This is a genomic window from Streptomyces sp. R35 (assembly GCF_041053035.1).
Lineage (GTDB): Bacteria > Actinomycetota > Actinomycetes > Streptomycetales > Streptomycetaceae > Streptomyces > Streptomyces lutosisoli.
This window is the reverse complement of record NZ_CP163440.1, coordinates 3972530-3991553: the sequence shown is the minus strand read 5'-3', so window position 1 is coordinate 3991553 and position 19024 is coordinate 3972530. Positions and strand designations below refer to the sequence as shown.

Annotated in this window: 13 protein-coding genes; 8 read left to right on the top strand and 5 right to left on the bottom strand. The window is 71.6% G+C overall.

All coding sequences use genetic code 11. The features are described 5' to 3' along the window. Positions 1–62: 62 nt before the first annotated feature. Genes AB5J50_RS18265 through AB5J50_RS18255 form a run of 3 tightly spaced genes read left to right on the top strand, consistent with a single transcriptional unit; the run spans position 63 to position 3002 of the window. Positions 63–1061, top strand: coding sequence for an EamA family transporter (locus tag AB5J50_RS18265; RefSeq protein WP_369259342.1), 999 nt, complete (start codon positions 63–65; stop codon positions 1059–1061). Positions 1062–1120: 59 nt separating this feature from the next. Then, positions 1121–2044, top strand: coding sequence for a DMT family transporter (locus AB5J50_RS18260; protein WP_369265432.1), 924 nt, complete (start codon positions 1121–1123; stop codon positions 2042–2044). A 43-nt stretch (positions 2045–2087) separates the two neighbouring features. Further along, positions 2088–3002, top strand: a complete 915-nt coding sequence (locus AB5J50_RS18255; protein WP_369259340.1) for a LysR substrate-binding domain-containing protein — start codon at positions 2088–2090, stop codon at positions 3000–3002. Between the two features lie 55 nt (positions 3003–3057). Here AB5J50_RS18255 and AB5J50_RS18250 read toward each other — a convergent pair whose 3' ends face one another. Beyond that, complete coding sequence (locus AB5J50_RS18250) at positions 3058–3549, bottom strand: DUF1203 domain-containing protein (RefSeq protein ID WP_369259338.1); 492 nt, start codon at positions 3547–3549, stop codon at positions 3058–3060. Between the two features lie 112 nt (positions 3550–3661). Between AB5J50_RS18250 and pepN the strand changes: the two genes are divergently transcribed. Then, positions 3662–6241, top strand: a complete 2580-nt coding sequence (gene pepN / locus AB5J50_RS18245; protein WP_369259336.1) for an aminopeptidase N — start codon at positions 3662–3664, stop codon at positions 6239–6241. A gap of 33 nt (positions 6242–6274) precedes the next feature. Here the strand turns inward: pepN and AB5J50_RS18240 are convergent, their stop codons facing one another. Beyond that, positions 6275–7546, bottom strand: a complete 1272-nt coding sequence (locus AB5J50_RS18240; protein WP_369259334.1) for a M14 family zinc carboxypeptidase — start codon at positions 7544–7546, stop codon at positions 6275–6277. Positions 7547–7899: 353 nt separating this feature from the next. Here AB5J50_RS18240 and AB5J50_RS18235 point away from each other — a divergent pair, with 353 nt between their 5' ends. Both AB5J50_RS18235 and AB5J50_RS18230 read left to right on the top strand, forming a co-directional pair. Beyond that, complete coding sequence (locus tag AB5J50_RS18235; protein WP_369259332.1) at positions 7900–9114, top strand: ThiF family adenylyltransferase; 1215 nt, start codon at positions 7900–7902, stop codon at positions 9112–9114. Then, a complete protein-coding gene (locus AB5J50_RS18230; protein ID WP_369259330.1) occupies positions 9111–10289 on the top strand; it encodes a hypothetical protein in 1179 nt (392 codons plus the stop codon). The genes AB5J50_RS18235 and AB5J50_RS18230 overlap by 4 nt, the downstream gene beginning before the upstream one ends. Positions 10290–10467: 178 nt before the next feature. On the opposite strand, the gene AB5J50_RS18225 is transcribed toward AB5J50_RS18230, so the two are convergent. Together AB5J50_RS18225 and AB5J50_RS18220 are read right to left on the bottom strand one after the other, a co-directional pair. After that, on the bottom strand, positions 10468–11484 hold the full coding sequence (locus AB5J50_RS18225) for an aspartate-semialdehyde dehydrogenase (RefSeq protein WP_369259328.1): 1017 nt from the start codon (positions 11482–11484) through the stop codon (positions 10468–10470). Between the two features lie 276 nt (positions 11485–11760). Then, entirely contained in the window at positions 11761–13974 is a 2214-nt protein-coding gene (locus AB5J50_RS18220; protein WP_369259326.1) for a TerD family protein, read from the bottom strand. A 178-nt stretch (positions 13975–14152) separates the two neighbouring features. On the opposite strand from AB5J50_RS18220, the gene AB5J50_RS18215 reads away from it, so the two are divergent. Continuing rightward, a complete protein-coding gene (locus tag AB5J50_RS18215) occupies positions 14153–14674 on the top strand; it encodes a sigma-70 family RNA polymerase sigma factor (protein ID WP_327428764.1) in 522 nt (173 codons plus the stop codon). A gap of 1 nt (position 14675) precedes the next feature. Beyond that, positions 14676–15452 (top strand): hypothetical protein, encoded by a 777-nt coding sequence (locus AB5J50_RS18210; RefSeq protein ID WP_369259324.1) that lies wholly within the window; start codon positions 14676–14678, stop codon positions 15450–15452. A gap of 69 nt (positions 15453–15521) precedes the next feature. Here AB5J50_RS18210 and AB5J50_RS18205 read toward each other — a convergent pair whose 3' ends face one another. Further along, entirely contained in the window at positions 15522–18833 is a 3312-nt protein-coding gene (locus AB5J50_RS18205) for a S8 family serine peptidase (protein ID WP_369265431.1), read from the bottom strand. Between the last annotated feature and the right edge of the window lie 191 nt (positions 18834–19024).

Genomic DNA, 19024 nt, shown 5'->3' with positions numbered 1-19024 from the left:
TTCCTGCTGACCTACTTACAGCCGTTCCGCTTCCGCAGGCCCACTTCGAATCGGGTGCCCTCATGGCCGCGAACCGTCCCGCCCGCTCCACGCGCTCCAGCCGCCCCGCCCTCATAGCCCTCACCGCGCTCGCCCCCGTCTCCTGGGGCAGCACCTACGCCGTCACCACCGAGTTCCTGCCGCCCGACCGCCCCCTGTTCACGGCGGTGATGCGTGCCCTGCCCGCGGGGCTGCTGCTCCTCGCGCTGGCGCGGGTGCTGCCGCGTGGCGTCTGGTGGGGGAAGGCGGTGGTGCTGGGTGCGCTGAACATCGGTGCCTTCTTCCCGCTGCTGTTCCTCTCCGCGTACCGGCTGCCCGGCGGAATGGCGGCGGTGGTCGGCTCGATCGGGCCGCTGTTCGTGGCGGGCCTCTCGGTGCTGCTGCTCGGCGACCGGCCGACCCTCCGCGCGATCCTCACGGGTATCGCCGCGGCCCTCGGAGTCAGCCTCGTCGTGCTGAAGGCGGCCGGCGCGCTCGACCTCGTGGGTGTCCTCGCGGCGCTCGCCTCGACCGCCTCGATGTCCACCGGCACGGTGCTCACCAAGCGGTGGGGGCGGCCGGACGGGGTCGGCCCGCTGGCGCTCACCGCCTGGCAGCTGACGGCCGGCGGACTGCTGATCGCGCCGGTCGCCCTCCTCGTCGAGGGAGCGCCGCCCGCGCTGGACGGCCGGGCGGTCGGCGGCTACCTCTACCTCGCGCTGGCGAACACGGCGGTCGCGTACTGGCTCTGGTTCCGTGGCATCGGCCGCCTGACCGCCACGCAGGTCACCTTCCTCGGCCCGCTCTCGCCGCTGACCGCGGCCGTCATCGGCTGGGCGGCGCTGGGGCAGACGCTGACGACGGTGCAGGTGGCGGGCATGGCGCTGGCGTTCGGAGCGACGGTCTTCGGTCAGCTCGGGCCGCGTGCGACCGTCACCGTCGCCACCACCACCACCGCCACCAAGACCGAATCGTTCAGTTCTACTGAAAGGAATGCTCGAAAAGATTCGATGGACGTGACAGTTCCCGCCTTGCGACGGTAGTCGGGCAGCCCCCCGCTCCCCCGACCACTACCGAGAGGCAAGGGATATCCGTGGCAGTCCTGGACCGGACGCGTACGCACAGCGTGACCCGCACGACAGCGCGAAAGGGGGCCACCGGTCTCGGTATCGCCCTCGCGGCCGTCGCCACGGTCGTCTGGTCCGGCAGCTTCGTCGCCGCGCGCGCCCTGCACGACAGCGTGCCGCCCGTCCAGCAGGCGTTCTGGCGCTGGGTCGTCGCGCTCGTGGCGGTCACCCCGTTCGCGGCCCGCGAGGCCTGGCGGCAGCGGGCGCTGGTACGCCGCCACCTCGCCCATGTCCTGCTCGCCGCCCTCCTCGGCGTCACCGTCTACAACACGCTGGTCAACCAGGCGGGCGTCTCCACCTCCGCCGGCAACATGGGCATGATCATGGCCGCGTCGCCGGTCCTGATGGCGGTGTACGAACGGGTCGGCGGCGTACGCCTCGGAGCGCGCCGCACCGCCGGGATGCTGATCGCCTGCGTGGGTGTCGTGCTCCTGGTGGGCAAGGGGTCCGTGGCGTCGGGGGACTTCAGCGGGGGCGACCTCTGGATGATCGCGGCGGCGACCTGCTTCGCGTCGTACAGCGCGCTCCTGCGCAGGCGGCCCGCCGAACTCACCGGCCTCGCCTTCCTGTTCACCACCTTCGCCCTGGGCACGGCGATGCTGCTCCCGGCGTACGCGCTGAGCGTGGCGGCCCAGGGGACCTTCGCCCCCACCCCCGCCACCGTCGGCCCCCTCCTCTACGTCGGGGTCGCCTCCTCCGCGGTCGCCTTCTTCGCCTGGAACAAGGCCATCTCCCTCATCGGCGCGGCCCGCGCCGGAACGGTCTACTACCTCCAGCCGGTCTTCGTGGCCGCCCTGTCCTACGCCCTCCTCGGCGAGCGGACGACCTTGACGCAACTCCTCTGCATGGCCCTGATCCTGGGCGGAGTCGTCCTGGGCGCAGCCCCCAGGACCCGCTGAACCGCCGGACGGCGCCCGCGAGCCGGCGGGATAGGTTGCCGCCATGGCCGAGTACGACAAGTGGGACATCAGGAAGCTGGAGATTCTGCGGACGCTGCGCGAACGCGGAACCGTCACCGCCACCGCCCAGGCGCTGCTGATGACCCCCTCGGCCGTGTCGCAGCAGCTGACGAACCTCGCCAAACAGCTCGGGGTGACCCTGCTGGAGGCCCAGGGGCGGCGCGTACGGCTGACCGACGCGGCGGAGCTCGTGCTGCGGCACGCCGCGGCCTTGTTCGAGCAACTGGAGCGGGCCGACGCCGAGTTGGCCGCGTACACGCACGGGGAGGCCGGGGAGGTGCGGGTCGGCGCCTTCTCCACCGCCGTGCCCGCGCTCGTCGTACCGGCCGTGCGGGCGCTCCGCGCGACACGGCCCGGGATCTCCGTACAGGTACGGGAGGCCGAGGCGGCGGAGGCGTACGAGCTGCTCGGAGCCGGAGCGGTGGACCTCGCCCTGTCGCTGGCCGCGCAGGCCCCGTCCGCCGCCGACCCCCGCTTCACCCGGGTCCCGCTGCTCGCCGACCCGCTCGACCTCGCCCTCCCGCACGGGCACGCGCTCGCCGCCGCCCCGGTCGTACGGCTGGCCGACTTCGCCGCCGAGTCGTGGATCTTCGGGGGGAGCGGGCCCTGGTCGGACATCACGCGGGGGGCGTGCGAGGCGGCCGGGTTCAGCCCCCATCAGGGGCACTCCGCGGCCGGATGGACCGCGATCCTCGCGATGGTCGAGGCGGGGATGGGCGTCGCTCTGGTGCCCCGGATGGCCGCCGTACGGCGGGAAGGTGTGGTGATGCGGGAACTGGCGGGCGAGCGGCCGCACCGGCATGTCGTCGCGGCGGTGCGCAGGGGAGCCGAGGAGGGCGCCGCCGTGGGATTCGTCCTGGGGGCGCTCCGGGAGGCGGCGGGCGGGCTCGGGCGCTGAGCTCAGGGCCTGCCACCTCCTGCGGCCTGCGTACCTCAAACGGCCGGTACACCCCTTACGGCCTGCGCACCTCGTACAGGAAGCACCCGTATTCCACCGCCCTGACGTGCACCAACGCCACCGCCGGGTCGGCGAAGGCCTCGGTGAACGCGTCCTCGAAGGCCCGGCTGGAGGCAGCGTCCGGGACCTCCACCAGACGGCCGCCCAGGATGCGCCCCTCGGCCGAGTAGCGCCGGACCGTGCGACGGGCCTCCGTGAACGGGTACGCGCCCGTGGCCGGGCCCGTGCAGTCGTCCGCGTGGACGAAGACCGGCCCCTGCTCGTCGTACGCGCCCGGCTCGGCGCCCGTCTCGCCCGCCCAGCGGCGCAGCGGGGCGTACGAGACCAGGGCGATCCGCTCCCCGGGTTCGCTGCGGCGCAGACAGCAGCGGAGCGGGGCGCCGCCCTCGTCGTCGGTGAAGGGGACCGCCGGACGGCCCGCGTCGTCGGTGCTGCGGAGTTCCTTCAGGGCCGTCGGCCCGATGGGGCGTGCCGTGTACGTCGTCATACGTCCAGACTCGCGCCCGCCCCGCCCGTTCACCGGCGGAAAACGGACATCGCGTTCCGTGCAGGTCCCGTGGAAGGATGGCGCAACCCACACATAACGAGGAGATGACCGCGTGCCTGGCACAAACCTGACCCGCGAAGAGGCGCAGCAGCGGGCATCGCTGCTCACCGTTGACTCGTACGAGATCGATCTCGACCTCTCCGGCGCGCAGGAGGGCGGCACCTACAGGTCCGTGACCACGGTGCGCTTCGATGTCGAGAACAGCGGCGCGGAGTCCTTCATCGACCTGGTGGCCCCGACCGTCCACGAGGTCACCCTGAACGGTGACGCGCTCGACGCCGCCGAGGTCTTCAAGGACTCGCGGATCGCGCTCCCGGGTCTGCTGGCGGGGCGCAATGTGCTCCGCGTGGTCGCGGACTGCGCGTACACCAACACCGGTGAGGGTCTGCACCGGTTCGTCGACCCGGTCGACCAGCAGGCGTACCTGTACACCCAGTTCGAGGTCCCGGACGCCCGTCGCGTCTTCGCGTCCTTCGAGCAGCCCGACCTGAAGGCCACCTTCCAGTTCACCGTGAAGGCGCCGAGCGGCTGGACCGTGATCTCCAACTCGCCGACGCCGGAGCCCAAGGACGACGTCTGGGCCTTCGAGCCGACGCCGCGGATCTCGACGTACATCACCGCGCTGATCGTCGGCCCGTACCACTCCGTGCACAGCGTGTACGAGAAGGACGGGCAGTCCGTCCCGCTCGGCATCTACTGCCGTCCCTCGCTCGCCGAGTTCCTCGACTCGGACGCGATCTTCGAGGTCACCCGGCAGGGCTTCGACTGGTTCCAGGAGAAGTTCGACTACGCGTACCCGTTCAAGAAGTACGACCAGCTCTTCGTGCCGGAGTTCAACGCGGGCGCGATGGAGAACGCGGGCGCGGTGACGATCCGGGACCAGTACGTGTTCCGGTCCAAGGTGACCGACGCCGCGTACGAGGTGCGCGCCGAGACGATCCTGCACGAGCTCGCCCACATGTGGTTCGGCGACCTCGTGACCATGGAGTGGTGGAACGACCTGTGGCTGAACGAGTCGTTCGCCACCTACACGTCCATCGCCTGTCAGGCGTACGCCCCGGACTCGCGCTGGCCGCACTCCTGGACCACGTTCGCCAACTCCATGAAGACCTGGGCGTACCGGCAGGACCAGCTCCCGTCGACGCACCCGATCATGGCTGAGATCCGCGACCTGGACGACGTGCTCGTCAACTTCGACGGCATCACGTACGCGAAGGGGGCCTCGGTCCTCAAGCAGCTCGTCGCGTACGTCGGCATGGACGAGTTCTTCAAGGGCGTGCAGGCGTACTTCAAGGCGCACGCGTACGGCAACACGCGCCTGTCCGACCTGCTGGGCGCCCTGGAGGAGACCTCGGGCCGTGACCTCGGCACCTGGTCCCAGAAGTGGCTGCAGACCGCCGGCATCAACATCCTGCGCCCGGAGATCGAGACGGACGCCAACGGCGTGATCACGGCCTTCGCGATCCGCCAGGAGGCCCCGGCCCTGCCCACCGGCGCCAAGGGCGAGCCGACGCTGCGCCCGCACCGCATCGCGGTCGGCATGTACGACCTCGACGAGGACAGCGGCAAGCTGGTCCGCGACGAGCGTCTGGAGCTGGACGTGGACGGCGAGCTGACCGCCGTACCGCAGCTGGTCGGCAAGCGCCGTCCGAACGTGATCCTGCTCAACGACGACGACCTGTCGTACGCCAAGGTCCGCCTGGACGAGGCCTCGCTGGCCTTCGTGACGGAGCACCTCGGCGACTTCCAGTCCTCCCTCCCGCGCGCCCTGTGCTGGGCCTCGGCCTGGGACATGACCCGCGACGCCGAACTGGCCACCCGCGACTACCTGTCCCTCGTCCTGTCCGGCATCGGCAAGGAGTCGGACATCGGTGTCGTGCAGTCGCTGCAGCGCCAGGTCAAGCTGGCGATCGAGCTGTACGCCGACCCGGCCGCCCGCGAGGCCCTGCTGACCCGCTGGACGGACGCGACGCTCGCGCACCTGCGCACCGCCGAGCCCGCCGGCGACCACCAGCTGGCCTGGGCGCGCGCCTTCGCGGCGACCGCCCGTACGCCGGAGCAGCTGGACCTCCTGGAGGCGCTGCTGGAAGGCCGCGAGACCATCGAGGGCCTGGCCGTCGACACCGAGCTGCGCTGGGCGTTCGTGGAGCGGCTCGCGGCGGTCGGACGCTTCGACGACGCGGAGATCGCCGCCGAGTACGAGCGCGACAAGACGGCGGCGGGTGAGCGGCACGCGGCCACGGCCCGTGCGGCCCGTCCCACCGAGGAGGCGAAGGCGGAGGCCTGGGCCTCGGTCGTGGAGTCCGACAAGCTCCCGAACGCCGTGCAGGAAGCGGTGATCGGCGGCTTCGTGCAGACCGGCCAGCGCGAGCTGCTCGCCCCGTACACGGACAAGTTCTTCGCCGTGGTCAAGGAACTCTGGGACTCCCGCTCGCACGAGATGGCCCAGCAGATCGCCGTCGGCCTCTACCCGTCCGTCCAGGTCTCCGAGGAGACCCTCACCAAGACGGACGCGTGGCTGGCCTCCGCCGAGCCCAACGCGGCTCTGCGGCGCCTGATCTCGGAGTCCCGCTCGGGCGTCGAGCGGGCACTGAAGGCACAGGCGGCGGACGCGCGGGCCGCGAACGCCTGACCTGTGGCTGAGGCGGGCGGGTGACCGGACCGGTCACCCGCCCGTCGCGCACACCAGGCGGGCGGTGTCGATCATCGTCCGTACGTGCAGTCCGGTCTGCGCGGACACGGGCACCCACCGAAGGTCGTACGCCTTCTCCAGCTCCCGGCACCACTCGCGCACCAGGTTCGCGAGGGTGTCGGCGGCCTCGGGGTCGGTGCGGGCGAGGGCCCGGCGCAGCATGGCCGCCGCGCGCAGCGGGATACGGCGCGCGGAGATGCCGAGGGTCGCGAAGTGGCCCCGGTACGCGCTCTGTTCCTCCGAGGCCCAGCTGTCGACGATCGACGGTGCCACGTCGATGAGTTCGCGCGCGGCGTCGCGCAGGGGCGCCAGCTCCTGGGGCACGGCGGCGACCGCGCCCTCGCACCCGTCCAGCACGGCCAAGAGTTCCCGGGTCTGCCCCAGCAGCACCTCGCTCACCCGCGCGATCTCCCGCTGCGGGGCGGCGGCGGGCCGCGCGTCGCTCACCGCGGGCGCGCACCAGGCGGGCGTCTCGACCAGGACGGTCAGGGTGCCGTACCGGCGGGGGTACAGCCAGGTGCTCTCGGCGACGAAGCCGCTCGGGTCGCGTTCCCGCGCGCCATGGTCAGCGGGGAGCACCAGGACACCGGGCGGGTCGAGGCGCCAGTCGGGGCCGTCGGAGGGGTGGCGGTCGAGGGGGATACGCAGCCGCGCCGCCGTCTCCCGGAAGGCGCGGGCGACGCCGGGCACTTTCCTCGTCAGCATCACGAAGGCGCCGCCGACCTCGATCCCGTGCAGGGTGAACTGCGCCACCGGCCGCAGCTCGTCGAGCAGCCGCACGAGCGCCGCCGACTCGGGGAGCGGCGCCCGTTCCTCGCCCGGCGCGGGCAGCGACTCCGGCTGACGGGCGAACGCGGGCCGGTAGAAGTGCCGGTGACACTCCTCAAGGGACGGTTCCGGTTCCTCCGGCATCCAGCCGTGCGCGAGGCGGGCCCCGTCCGGGTCGAGGCAGAGCAGGAAGTGCCAGGTGCAGCCGAGCCGTTCGAGCGCCTCCGGCCGGCGCGCGAACAGCCTGGCGAGGCGGAGTGCGGAGGCCCCGCCCACGGGCTCGTTGGCGTGCGCGCCGGCGACGGTGAGGATCTGCCGGTCCCCTCGCCCGGCGGACAGCAGCCACAGCGGACGCCCGGCCCGGCTCTCGCCGACGGAGCGCAGTCGCAGCACCCCGGGTGCCGCGGTGACCAGCGCGCGGGCCCGCCGCTCCAGTTCGTCGACGGTCGGCAGGACCGGATGGAGCGGTGTCCGCACGCTGGTCCTCCGCTCAGACGTTACTCAGGCACCCGAGGAATTACTGTCCCCAGTGGTCTCCTTCTTGTCCAGCGGGCGAATCACGATCTTGGCGGGCATGCGGACTCCTCTCGGATCAGGCTTCTCACTTCTCCGTCGACGTACGGGACTGGTCAGCCGCCGTTGCCGCCGCTGCTGTCGCCCGTGGTCTCCTTCTTGTCCAACGGACGGATCACGATCTTGGTGGGCACGCCAACTCCTTTCCCACGTAAGGGTGTTGAGCGTCGGGACGCGATCGCCGACCGCGTCTTGTCAAGGCTCGACTCGTGGGACCAGAGTGTCAAGGCATGTTCCTGTAATAGGGAGGGGCCCTGGTGACGGAGACGGAGACGGTGACGGTCGAAGCGCTCGGCAGGCCCCGGATCAAGCCCGAGCACCGCGCCTACCGCACGGTCGACGGCAACGTCCGCATCGGCAGCGTCATCCACGGCATCGGCGCCGAGATCGCGGACCCGCAGGGCTGGGTCTGGACGCTGGTCGAGGCGATGGACGGCACACGGGGACCTTCCGGGGTGGTCGACGAGGTGCTGCGGGCCCACCCCGGACTCCCCGGCGAGGACGCCCGCCAGGCGATGGCCGACCTGCTCGCCGCCGGGTTCGTGGACGACGCGGGAGCGACCGTGCCGGTGCCCGAGCGGGAGCGGGTCCGCTACAGCCGCGGGGTGCCGCTGCTGCGCTGGATGGACCTCGGCCCCCGCACCAGCCCCTGGGACGCCCAACTCCGGCTGCGCCGGGCCCGCGTGCTGCTGATCGGCGTCGGCGGCACGGGAGGCTACGCCGCGCAGAGCCTGGTCGCCTCCGGCGTCGGCCATCTGCACTGCGTGGACCCGGACGTCGTGGAGCTCTCGAACCTCAACCGCCAGCCCCTGTTCCGCGAGTCCGACATCGGCCGCCCGAAGGTGGAGGCGGCGGTGGCCACGCTACGGGCGCTGAACTCGGACGTGACGGTCACGGGGGAGCGGCGGGAGGTGCGGGGGCCGGGGGACTTGGCGGAGCTGGTGGGCACAGGGCGGGACGACAGGGGCGGGGCCGCCGCCTACGACCTCCTCGTCCTCGCCGCCGACCGCCCCGACGCCATCCGCCGCTGGGCGAACCGGGTCTGCCTGGCCGCGAACCTCCCCTGGGCGGACGCCGGTTACCGCGGCCCCCTGGTGACCGCGGGCGTGTACGTGCCCGGCCGGGGCGCCTGCTGGGAGTGCCTGCGGGCCGGGGAGGCCGCCCGCCGCGATCTGCGCCTCGCGCCCGGCCAGGACCCGGAGGTCGCCTCCCCGCGCATGCCGTGGAACCCGGCGACCGCTGTCACCGCCGGGCTCTCCGGCGGCCTCCTCGCGCACGCGGCCCTCGCCCTGCTGACCGGCGTCCCGGCCCTCGACCCCGGCTTCCGCTTCGGAGTGAACCTGATGCTGCCGGGCGATGCGGTGCATCAGCGCACCCCACGGCACCTGGACTGCCCGGCGTGCGGTGAACGGGCCGCACAGGCTGCGCAGGGCGCACAGGATGAACAGGCAGCGGACGGAGCGCACGAGTGAACCGCGTACGCCTCCACGCGCTCGACTCCCGCCCCGACGGCGACGAATGGATCGTCGGACGGATGGCGACCGGCCAGTTCGTCGCCCTGCCCGAGATCGGCAAGCAGGCGTTGGACCTGCTCGGGCAGGGGCTGAGCGCCGCCGAGGTCGGGGAGCATCTGCGGGAGGCCACCGGCGACGACATCGACGTACCGGACTTCGTGGAGGCACTGCTGGGGCTCGGGTTCGTCGCGGAGGTGGACGGGGAGCAGGTCCCGCAACCCGCCCCGCCGAAACCGACGTTCGCCCGGATACGGCCCCGGCACGTGCGCTGGGTACTGAGCCCAGTCGTCCCGGTCCTCATCGGGCTGCTGATCGCGGCGGCCCTCCTCACCCGCCCGCCCGTACCGCTCGGCTACCGCACCCTGCTCTGGAGCCCGCACGGCAGCGCGGTGATCGCGCTCGGCGCGGGCGTGGGCTGGACGCTGCTGTTGCTCCACGAGTGCGCGCATCTGGTGGCCGCCCGCGCGACGGGGGTGGCCGGCCGGATGCGCCTGGGCACCCGGCTGCAGTTCCTGGTCATGCAGACGGACATCAGCGGCATCGAACTCGCCCCGCGCCGCCACCGGTTGACCGCCTACCTTGCCGGGATCGCCACCAACCTGACGGTCGCGTCCGTGGCTGCCCTGGCCGCGGGTGCCACGGACGGCACGGCTCGGCGGATCCTCGCCGCCGTCACCCTCCTCGCCCTGCTCCCCCTCCCCTTCCAGCTCATGGTCTTCATGCGCACGGACCTGTACTTCGTGCTCCAGGACGTGACGCGCTGCCGCGATCTGTACGGGGACGGGGTGACGTACACGAAGTACGCGGCCCGGCGCGTGTTCCGACGTACAACTGCCGTGGACCCCAGCCGCGCGTTGCCCGCCCACGAGCGGCGGGCCGTGCGCGCGTACAGCGTGGTGCTCGTCGTGGGCACCGCGCTGTGTCTCGCGTTCCTCGCCACCGTCACCCTGCCCGCGGACATCACGCTCCTCGCCCGCGCGGTGACCCGCCTGGGCCCCGGCCATTCGACCGCACAAAGCCTGGACGCGACGGCCGTCGTCGTCGCGCTCGGCGGAGTGCATGTGCTCTGGGCCCGCACGTGGTGGCGCGGCCGGCGTGAGCGGAGGGTCAGTGGGGGACCATCCCGCCCGTGACGTTGACGAACGTGCCGGTGATTCCGCCGGCGTAAAGATTACGCAGTTCCCCGCGCCCCTTTTAGGGGCGCGGGGAACTGCGCAATCTTTTAGGGGGGTCTGGGGGCGCAGCCCCCAGGGATGGGACGGGTAGGGGCGGCGGGGGCGAAACCAGCCCGCCCCAGCCCCCCCGCCGGCGTCAGCCCTTGAGTTCGGCTGCTACCAGTTCCGCGATCTGGACGGCGTTCAGCGCGGCGCCCTTGCGGAGGTTGTCGTTGGAGATGAAGAGGGCGAGGCCGTGCTCGACGGTCTCGTCGGTGCGGATGCGGCCGACGTACGAGGCGTCCTTGCCGGCGGCCTGGAGAGGCGTCGGGATGTCGGAGAGGACGACGCCGGGGGCACCCGCCAGGAGCTCCGTGGCACGCTCGGCCGGGAGCGGACGGGCGAAGCGGGCGTTCACCTGGAGGGAGTGGCCGGAGAAGACGGGAACGCGGACGCAGGTGCCGGAGACCTTCAGACCGGGGATCTCCAGGATCTTGCGGGACTCGTTGCGGAGCTTCTGCTCCTCGTCCGTCTCGTTCAGACCGTCGTCGACGATGGAGCCGGCGAGCGGGATCACGTTGAAAGCGATGGGGCGCTTGTAGACCTGCGGCTCGGGGAAGTCGACCGCCGCACCGTCGTGGGTCAGCTTGTCGGCGTCGGCGACGACCTTCAGCGCCTGACCGTGCAGCTCGGCCACGCCGGCGACACCGGAGCCGGAGACCGCCTGGTAGGTGGCGACGACCAGCGCCTCCAGTCCCGCCTCCTCGTGCAGCGGCTTGAGGACCGGCATCGCGGCCATCGTGGTGCAGTTCGGGTTCGCGATGATGCCCTTGGGCCGGTCGGCGATCGCGTGCGGGTTCACCTCGGAGACGACGAGGGGGACCTCGGGGTCCTTGCGCCAGGCCGACGAGTTGTCGATCACGACCGCGCCCTGCGAGGCGACCTTTTCGGCCAGCGCCTTCGAGGTCGCGCCGCCCGCCGAGAAGAGGACGATGTCCAGGCCCGAGTAGTCGGCCGTCGCCGCGTCCTCCACCGTCACGCCGTCGAGCACCGTCCCGGCCGAGCGGGCCGAGGCGAACAGGCGCAGCTCGGTGACCGGGAAGTCCCGCTCGACCAGGATCCTGCGCATGACTGTGCCGACCTGACCGGTGGCTCCGACGATTCCGACCTTCACGGCGACTCCCTTTGCGTGCGTTTTACGTGGTCCAGCGCTTCCATCATGCGTCCGACCCCGGCCCGCGTGTCCAATTCTTTCGCGGCGCGGCCCGAGGAGTGGGACGCGGGGGTGGCCGGTCCCGTTCCGATCATCCGGCGACGACTCCCGCCGGTCCGAAGAAACCCGTCCGCCGCCCGCCCCGGACCGCAAGCCGTACTGCGGGGGCGCCGTCCGCGGCCCGGAGCGGTGTGACGTACGACTCCGGGCCGGGGGAGGGGGTGCGCGCGGCGGAAATCAGCCGCGCGCCTCGATGCTCCACTTGCCGCCGCCGCATCTGACCTGGACGAGGCCCTGCGGTATGGGCTGGAGACCGGCGGCCATGCTGATCCGCCGTATCGGTTCGAGGCGGTCGTCGAGTTCCCAGAGCGCGATGAGGTCGATCATGCCGCGCGCTTCGTACCGGACCATCATCTCGGCCGCCGGGCCGGTGTGGCGTACGACCGCATAGCCCTGTCCCGACACCTTGCCGTCGAACGCGGGCACGGTGTCGAGGGCGGCCGTCTCGATCTGCCAGCCGGTCGAGTGGCGGGCGGTGACCAGGAGGTAGCAGTATCCGTCCGCCGACACCCGCAGGGGACCGACGACGGGCCGGCGCCGCCCCGCGGTGCTCGCGCTGATCGACTTCTTGCCGTCGGCCTGGACGGTCCAGGTGTCCAGCCAGTCGTCGTCCCGGGTGAGACGGCGCAGGGACTGCACCGCGGGCGGACCGGTGTAGCGGAACACGGTGCTGCCCTTGCCCTCCACCTTCCCGGTCAGCGGTGTCGCCTCCTCGACGGGCAGCAGACGCAGGCTCCACGAGCCCACCCGCTCCAGCCGCAGCCGGACCTCGCTCTCGCCCTTGCCGAACAGGAGGACGCGGCCGTGCGTTCCGTGCGTGGACGACTCCATGAACTTCTCGGTGTCGTCGTACTCGTCCAGCAGCTCGATCCGGTAGCTGCTGTACCCGTCATCGTCCTTGATCGAGTACTCGAGGATCGCCGGCCGCCCCGGCTCCGGGTTGGCCAGCGTGACCGTCTTCGCGCCGCGGCCCGAGTGCTCGGCCTGGTCCTTGGTACGGCCCAGGCGGCCGAGGAGGCCCTTCGCCGGGCGCTCGTCCTTGCTCACGCCGTCGCTGCCACCCGCGTACGGCTGGACGGGCCGTGTCTCGGGTACGACGACGGCGGGCGGCTCGGACGCCTGGGCCGGGCCGGGATCGATGGCCGGCAGGGGGCGGGCGGTGAGCTGCCAGGGGCCGTCGGCCTCGACGAGCAGCAGGAGCGGGCCCCCGGGGAGCGGCGCGGTCTGCCGCAGCCGTCCGACGTCGTTGAAGACCAGGTCATGTGAACCCCGGAGGTTGTGCGCGTCCGCGCTCCAGACCACGAACGAGCTGTCTCCGTCGTCGCCGCCGGAGAACTCCGCGTCGACGTCGGCCTCCGTACCTGTGTAGACGAGCACTTCGGGGCCGAGGCCTTGCACGGTGCCGGTGAGGTGGCGTGCCACCGACAGCGGCTGGACGGACACCGTCCAGTCGTTGTCGCCGGTGACCCGCAGCCGGAGCCGCCGGTCGTCGTCCTGGAAGACGAGCGCGCGGCCGCGGAAGTCGGTCATGGTGTTGTTGAAGACGAGCTTGTCGTCCTTGTTGCGCTTGGTGAGCGTGTACGCGTAGAAGTAGCCCTCGCCCTCGTGCCAGGCCTCGACGATCACGGGGCCGGGAGGGACGGACCTGCCGACGGTGATGACGCCCTGACCACGGCCGCGCTGCACGACCGGCTCGAACCCGGGCCCGAACGGGAACGGGACGGCGTCCTGCGGCACCGGCCGCACGGTGTCCGCCGGCACCGGTCCCGCCGGCACCGGTTCAGCCGTCTTCGCGGGCACGGCGTCCAGCGGTACCGGCCCCGCCGTCGTCGCGGGCACGGCGTTCAGTGGCGCAGGCTCCGCGGGTTCCTCGACCGCGATCCCGAAGTCCGTCGCCAGCCCCGCGAGGCCGGACGCGTACCCCTGCCCCACCGCCCGGAACTTCCACTCCCCGTTGCGCCGGTAGAACTCGCCCAGCACGAAGGCGGTCTCGCTCGACGCGTCGGTCACCTCGTAGTGCGCCACCACCGCCCCGTCGCCGTTGAGCGCCTGCACGGCCAGTCCGGGTACGGCGCCGAAGGTCCCGCCGTCGCAGGACCCCGCTATCACCACCCGCTGCACGTCGGGCTCGACCCGGGGCAGGTCCAGTTCCAGCCACTCCGCGAGCTGTCCGCCGCCCTCGGCGGTCCCGACGTGCCGTACGGCGCCCGAGGGGTGCGCCGGCTGGTTGTAGAAGACGAGGTCGGCGTCGCCGCGTACCTTGCCGGCCGCGTCGAGCAGCAGAGCCGAGGCGTCCACGGCCGGGGTCCCCGGAACGTTGCGACGGCAGACCGCGACACGCAACATCCCTGCGGGGACAGGGGTGTTGGCCCCCTTGGTGATGATCGTCATGGACACATGGTGACAGTGAAGGCGATGTGAAGTCGATGAGAGGGAGATGAGAGCAGAGGGGGAGGGGTGTTGAGTGAGAAGTGGAGGTCAGGGGTCCGCGAAAAGTCTCTCGACCTGGGCCGAACGTTTTGGCACGCCGCCGCGTCGTAGAGGAAACGCGGGAGGGGAGGGGTGGCTTGTGCTGCGCAGAATAGGCCGCCGCGCACAGGGGGTGGACGACCCCCTGGACGCGGCTCAGGAACGCCGGGTGCGGGCGGTGCTCGCGCTCGGCGGCGTACCGCAGGCGGATCTGCCGGACGGGGTGCAGCAGGTCCGCCTGCGGTTGCTGGAGCGCACGGCCAAGGGGGACGAGGCGCCGCGCGACGTGTCCGCGTGGGCGGCGGTCGTCGCCTCGAACCTGGCGATGGACTGGCACCGGGCCAAGCGCCGCCAGGAGCGGCTCGGCGAACGCCTGGCCTCGCTGCGGCAGTTGGAGCACCCCTCCGACGAGGACTCCAGTGTGCTCTCGCTGGCCGTGGCCCAGGGCCTGGACGAACTGCCCGACACCCAGCGCCAGGTCCTCGTCCTGCGTTTCTACGCCGATCTTTCCGTGCGCGGGATCTCCGAGGAACTCGGCATTCCGGAGGGCACGGTCAAGAGCAGGCTGCACACGGCGGTCCGCGCCCTGCGCGCCCGCCTGCACGAGGACGAGGTGGTGTGACGTGGCCGAGTACGAAGGTGTGGACGCGCTGCTGGCCGCGATCACGGACGAACCACTGCCCGAAGGGGCCCACGAAGACGCCGAGTTCATGGCCGAGCACCGGTCGGCGGCGGCGGACCTGGCCCTGCTGCGCGAGCAACTGGCTCTCATCGGGGACACGTTGGCGGAGGGTGCGGAGACGACCGAGGCGGCTCCGTCCCGCAAGGGCAGGAGGACCAGGAAGTCCAGGGGGACCCGGAAGCCCAGGAACCGGCGCCCGGCAGCCGCCCCCAAGCAGCGCTCCCGGCGCCCCGGAGCCCTCGCGGTCATCCTCGGGACGCTCGTCACGGCCGTCGTCGCCCTGATGGTCGTCGGCATGAGCTGGCTCATCGTGCAGGGCGGGGCCGGTGGGGCGAGCGACTCCGCCAAGTCGTCCGGTGCGGACGCGAAGGACGGCGCGGGGGCCTCCCTCAGCGCCCCGGGCTACCTCGCCTGCTCCCGGCTCGTCGTCGAGGGCACGGTCGCCGAGGTCGAGCCGCTCCCCGGCGCCGATCAGGACCGGATCACCCTCGACGTGACCCACTCCTACAAGCCGGCCCAGGGGAAGTCCCAGGTCACCTTCCTGTTCGACGAGGGTGTCGGCCCGCGCCCGCACAAGGGACAGCAGGTGCTTGTCGCCATCCGGCACGACGCGGTCGTCCCCGACAAGTGGGTGACGGGGAAGAAGGACATCGCCGCCGAGCGGCGGTGGATCGTCGACTCGCTGCCCCAGTCCCGCGGTCTGGACTGCGAAGAGTGAGACCGGACAGGCGAAAGGGCGGGCGCCCGGTGTCCGGACGCCCGCCCCGCTGCCGTACAGGTCACGAGGTTACGGCGTGACCTTCTCGATCTTCACGCTGCCGAGGCCCGCGACCGTGCCGCGCGCGTTCACCAGCTGGACCTGGCCGAAGAACTCGCGTCCCGCGGGGGCCGCGGCCGCCGCGGTGACCGAGCCGGAGACCGTCGCCGAGTCGCCCGTGCCGAGCTTGACCGGCGCGGACTCGTCGACCGTGACGGTGCCGAGCGCGGACGAGAAGAACACGTCCTGGTAGTCGTACGCGGTCGAGCCCGACGGGACCGAGTAGCCCGCGACCTCGATGGTGTACGTCCCGGCGGCCGGCGACGCGATGGAGACGGCCTCCTCGGAGTCACCGTCAGCGGACGTCCCGACCACGGTCCCGGCGGCGTTCTTCACCGTCAGGTCGAGGTCGGCGGCCGTGTCGGAGACGTTGCCGATGGCGACGTTCAGGGACGTGGCGCCCGCGGGCACCTCGACCGTGGTCGTCTGCGTGGCGCCGTCGGCGATGGTCGGTCGCGCGTTCAGCGAGGAACCGAGCGGGCCGCCCTTCAGGGTGCCGTCGATCGCCGCGTAGTTGTTCGTCACCTTCCAGGAGGCGGTGGCCGGGGTGCCGACCTTGGCCTCGGGGACGGTCACGACGGCCGGGTCGAAGGCCGCGCCGAGCACGGAGACGTCCAGCTTGTACGGGTTGTCGAGCAGCGGCGACGTACGGCGCGACTCGACCTCGATCTCCCAGACGCCGGCCTGCGGGTCCGCGTACGAACGCACGTCGGGCTTGCAGCCGTTGCCGTCGAGGTAGTTGTTGTAGCAGTACGGCGTGGAGGTGTTGTCGACCGGAACGCCGTACGGGTGGATCGCGATGAACCGGGTCTGGCTCTTGTCCGCCAGCCCGCCGATCGCGACCTCAAGGGACTTGGCGCCCGCGGGAACGGTCACGAAGTACGACTTGCTGCTGTTGCGCTGCACCGAACTCGACGCGGAGTACGTGTACTTGACCGGAGCCGAGACCACGACCGTCGACAGGATCTGCTTGTCGACGCCCTCGGTCCTCGGGTCGTCGACCTCAAGAATCGCGCTCTTGAGACCGGCCGACTTCGGGGCGGCCTGGACCTTGACCGTCACCGGCTGGTTCAGCGGGAGCCTGACCTCGTCCGAGCCGACGATCTTGAAGGTGCCGGCGGCGTTGTTCTCGAAGTACAGCTCGTGGCGGATCGCCTTGTCCTCGCCGGACGTACGCGTGATGGTGATGTCGTACGTCTTCTTGTCACCGGCCTTGAGCCCGCCCTCGCGGTCGTACAGGCCCGTGCCGAAGCCCGGCGTCTTCAGCGCGTAGTCGATCGCGGTGTCGACCGGCGCCTTCACGGTGTAGTCGTGGGCGGTGGCGCCGTCCTTGATGGAGTCCCAGGCGTCCACGATGTTGATGAGGCCCGCACCCTCCTCGTACGCCTGCACACCCTTGATGTGGTCGGCGGTCGAGGTGAGGGCCGTGCGCAGGGCGGCCGGGCTGAGGGCGATGCCCTTCTGCTTGGCGGCGCTCAGCAGCAGCGCGGACGCGCCCGCGGCCTGCGGCGACGCCATCGACGTGCCCTGGAGCATCGAGTAGCCGGCCGGCAGCGAGTAGCCCGCCTCGGCGACCGGGGAGCCCGGCAGCCAGGTCTGGGTGGAGTTGATGGAGGCGCCGGGCGCGCTCAGCGTCGGCGTGAAGCCGCCGTCCTCACGCGGGCCGCGCGAGGAGAAGGGCAGCAGCGCGTACTTCTTCTCCACCTGCGAGCCGTAGTTGGACGCCCAGGTCTCTTTGGAGATGGCCGCGCCGACCGAGATGACCTTGTCGGCCAGGCCGGGGTCGCCGATGGTGTTGGCGCCGGGGCCGGAGTTGCCCGCGGAGATCACCAGCTGGACACCGTAGGTGTCGATGAGACGCGTGTAGAGCTCGGAGCGCGCGTTGTTGCCGTCGTTCAGCGCGGGCAGACCGCCGATGGACATGTTGACGATGTCGACGCCGCGGTTGGCGACGAGGTCGATCATGCCCTCGGTGAGCGCGACGTTGGTGCAGCCGCCGGTCCAGGTGCAGGCGCGGGACGAGACGATCTTCGCGCCCGGGGCCGCGCCGTTCATCTTGCCGCCGAACAGGCCGTTCGCGGAGGTGATGCCCGCGACGTGCGTGCCGTGCTCGGACTCGATGACGCCGATGTTGACGAAGTCGCGCTTCTGGCCGACCCAGGACCCGCCGTACGGGTCCATCGGCACGTCCTTGCGGATCTGCACGACGAACGGCTGACGCTCGACCACGTCGGTCGACGGGTCGTCGGTGCCGAAGTAGCCGATCTGGTAGCCGTCCTTGTACGGCTTCATCGGCGTGTCGTCGGTGAAGTCGTTGTTGTTGTTCAGGTCGACGGTGACCGTGCCGGCCGTCGCGTCGTACAGGAGGCCCCACGAGTCGGTGGTGTCGCCGTCGCGGTTCGCGTCGCCCTTCGCGTCGCCACCCGTGGTGGCGGACTCGCGGAAGGTGCTGACCTGGTACGAGCCTGCGGGCGCCGTCCACGTCTTGCCGCTGTAGGTGAAGGTGGGCCCGGACACCGGGGTCACCTGCGGACGCCAGGTGGCGTCGCTGTCCAGGATCGGGTCGGTCGACGTCACCCAGTCGACGATCTTGCGCTCGCCGGTGGTGGTCTTCTGGAGCGCGGGGTGGCCCAGGTCGACACCGGAGTCGAGGATGCCGATGGTGATGCCCCGGCCGTCCGCCTTCGGGTGGTCCTTCACGAAGTCGACGGCGCCCGTTTCGAAGGACGGGTTGTACGGGTTCTCGGCGGGCGTGCTCTTGGACGGGCCCGAGTAAGTGGCGGTGGCCGTGGAGGCGTTGGCGGCACTCTTCGCCGTGTCGGCGCTCGGCGTCGGGTCGTCCAGCGCGATCTCCTGGCGCAGGTCGATCCCGTGCACCGAGGACAGCTTCGCGGCGGCGGCGATGGCCGAGTCGGCCCTGCCGGTGGGGACGGTCGCCCTGACGTAACCGAGCTTGTCGTAAGTACGGCCCACGGAGCCGCCCTTGACCGCGTCCAGCTCCTTGGCGACCTGCTCGGTCTGGCCGGGAGCGGTGGCGATCATCATCGTGACGTTCTTGTCGCCGTTGGCCTTGGCATCGGCGAGAAGGTCGGCGTCGGACGAACCGAGCTTGGCGGCCGCGGACTTGGTGCCCGGGTCGGCCGCCGGGGCTGCGGTGTCCGCGGAGAAGGCCATGGGTATCGGCCCGGCCGCGGAGAGCGCGGCCACCAGGCCCGCGGCCACGGCTATCCGGGCCACGCGTCTCGCGCCCGATATCGGAGTGCGCTGAGGGTCGGAGATCATCTGCATCCCTTGTAGGTAAAGGAACGAGCGAGGAGCGACCGGCCCCCGACGGTCATTTCGGGACCCGATCGCGTCAGTCCGGTATGTGAACCCGGATGACCGCTCAGCTTTACCTAAGGGGCAGTTGTTTGGGGAGAGTTGACCGAGGCGGGATGATGTCATGGCGTACTTCCGCCATGCGTCACGCCGGT

What these genes read in the sequence shown, in the direction of transcription:
- AB5J50_RS18255 (WP_369259340.1), top strand. Translation starts at nt 2,088, where the DNA reads ATGGCCGAGTACGACAAGTGGGACATCAGGAAGCTGGAGATTCTGCGG.
- AB5J50_RS18220 (WP_369259326.1), bottom strand. Translation starts at nt 13,974, where the DNA reads ATGACGATCATCACCAAGGGGGCCAACACCCCTGTCCCCGCAGGGATG.
- AB5J50_RS18250 (WP_369259338.1), bottom strand. Translation starts at nt 3,549, where the DNA reads ATGACGACGTACACGGCACGCCCCATCGGGCCGACGGCCCTGAAGGAA.
- AB5J50_RS18265 (WP_369259342.1), top strand. Translation starts at nt 63, where the DNA reads ATGGCCGCGAACCGTCCCGCCCGCTCCACGCGCTCCAGCCGCCCCGCC.
- AB5J50_RS18205 (WP_369265431.1), bottom strand. Translation starts at nt 18,833, where the DNA reads ATGATCTCCGACCCTCAGCGCACTCCGATATCGGGCGCGAGACGCGTG.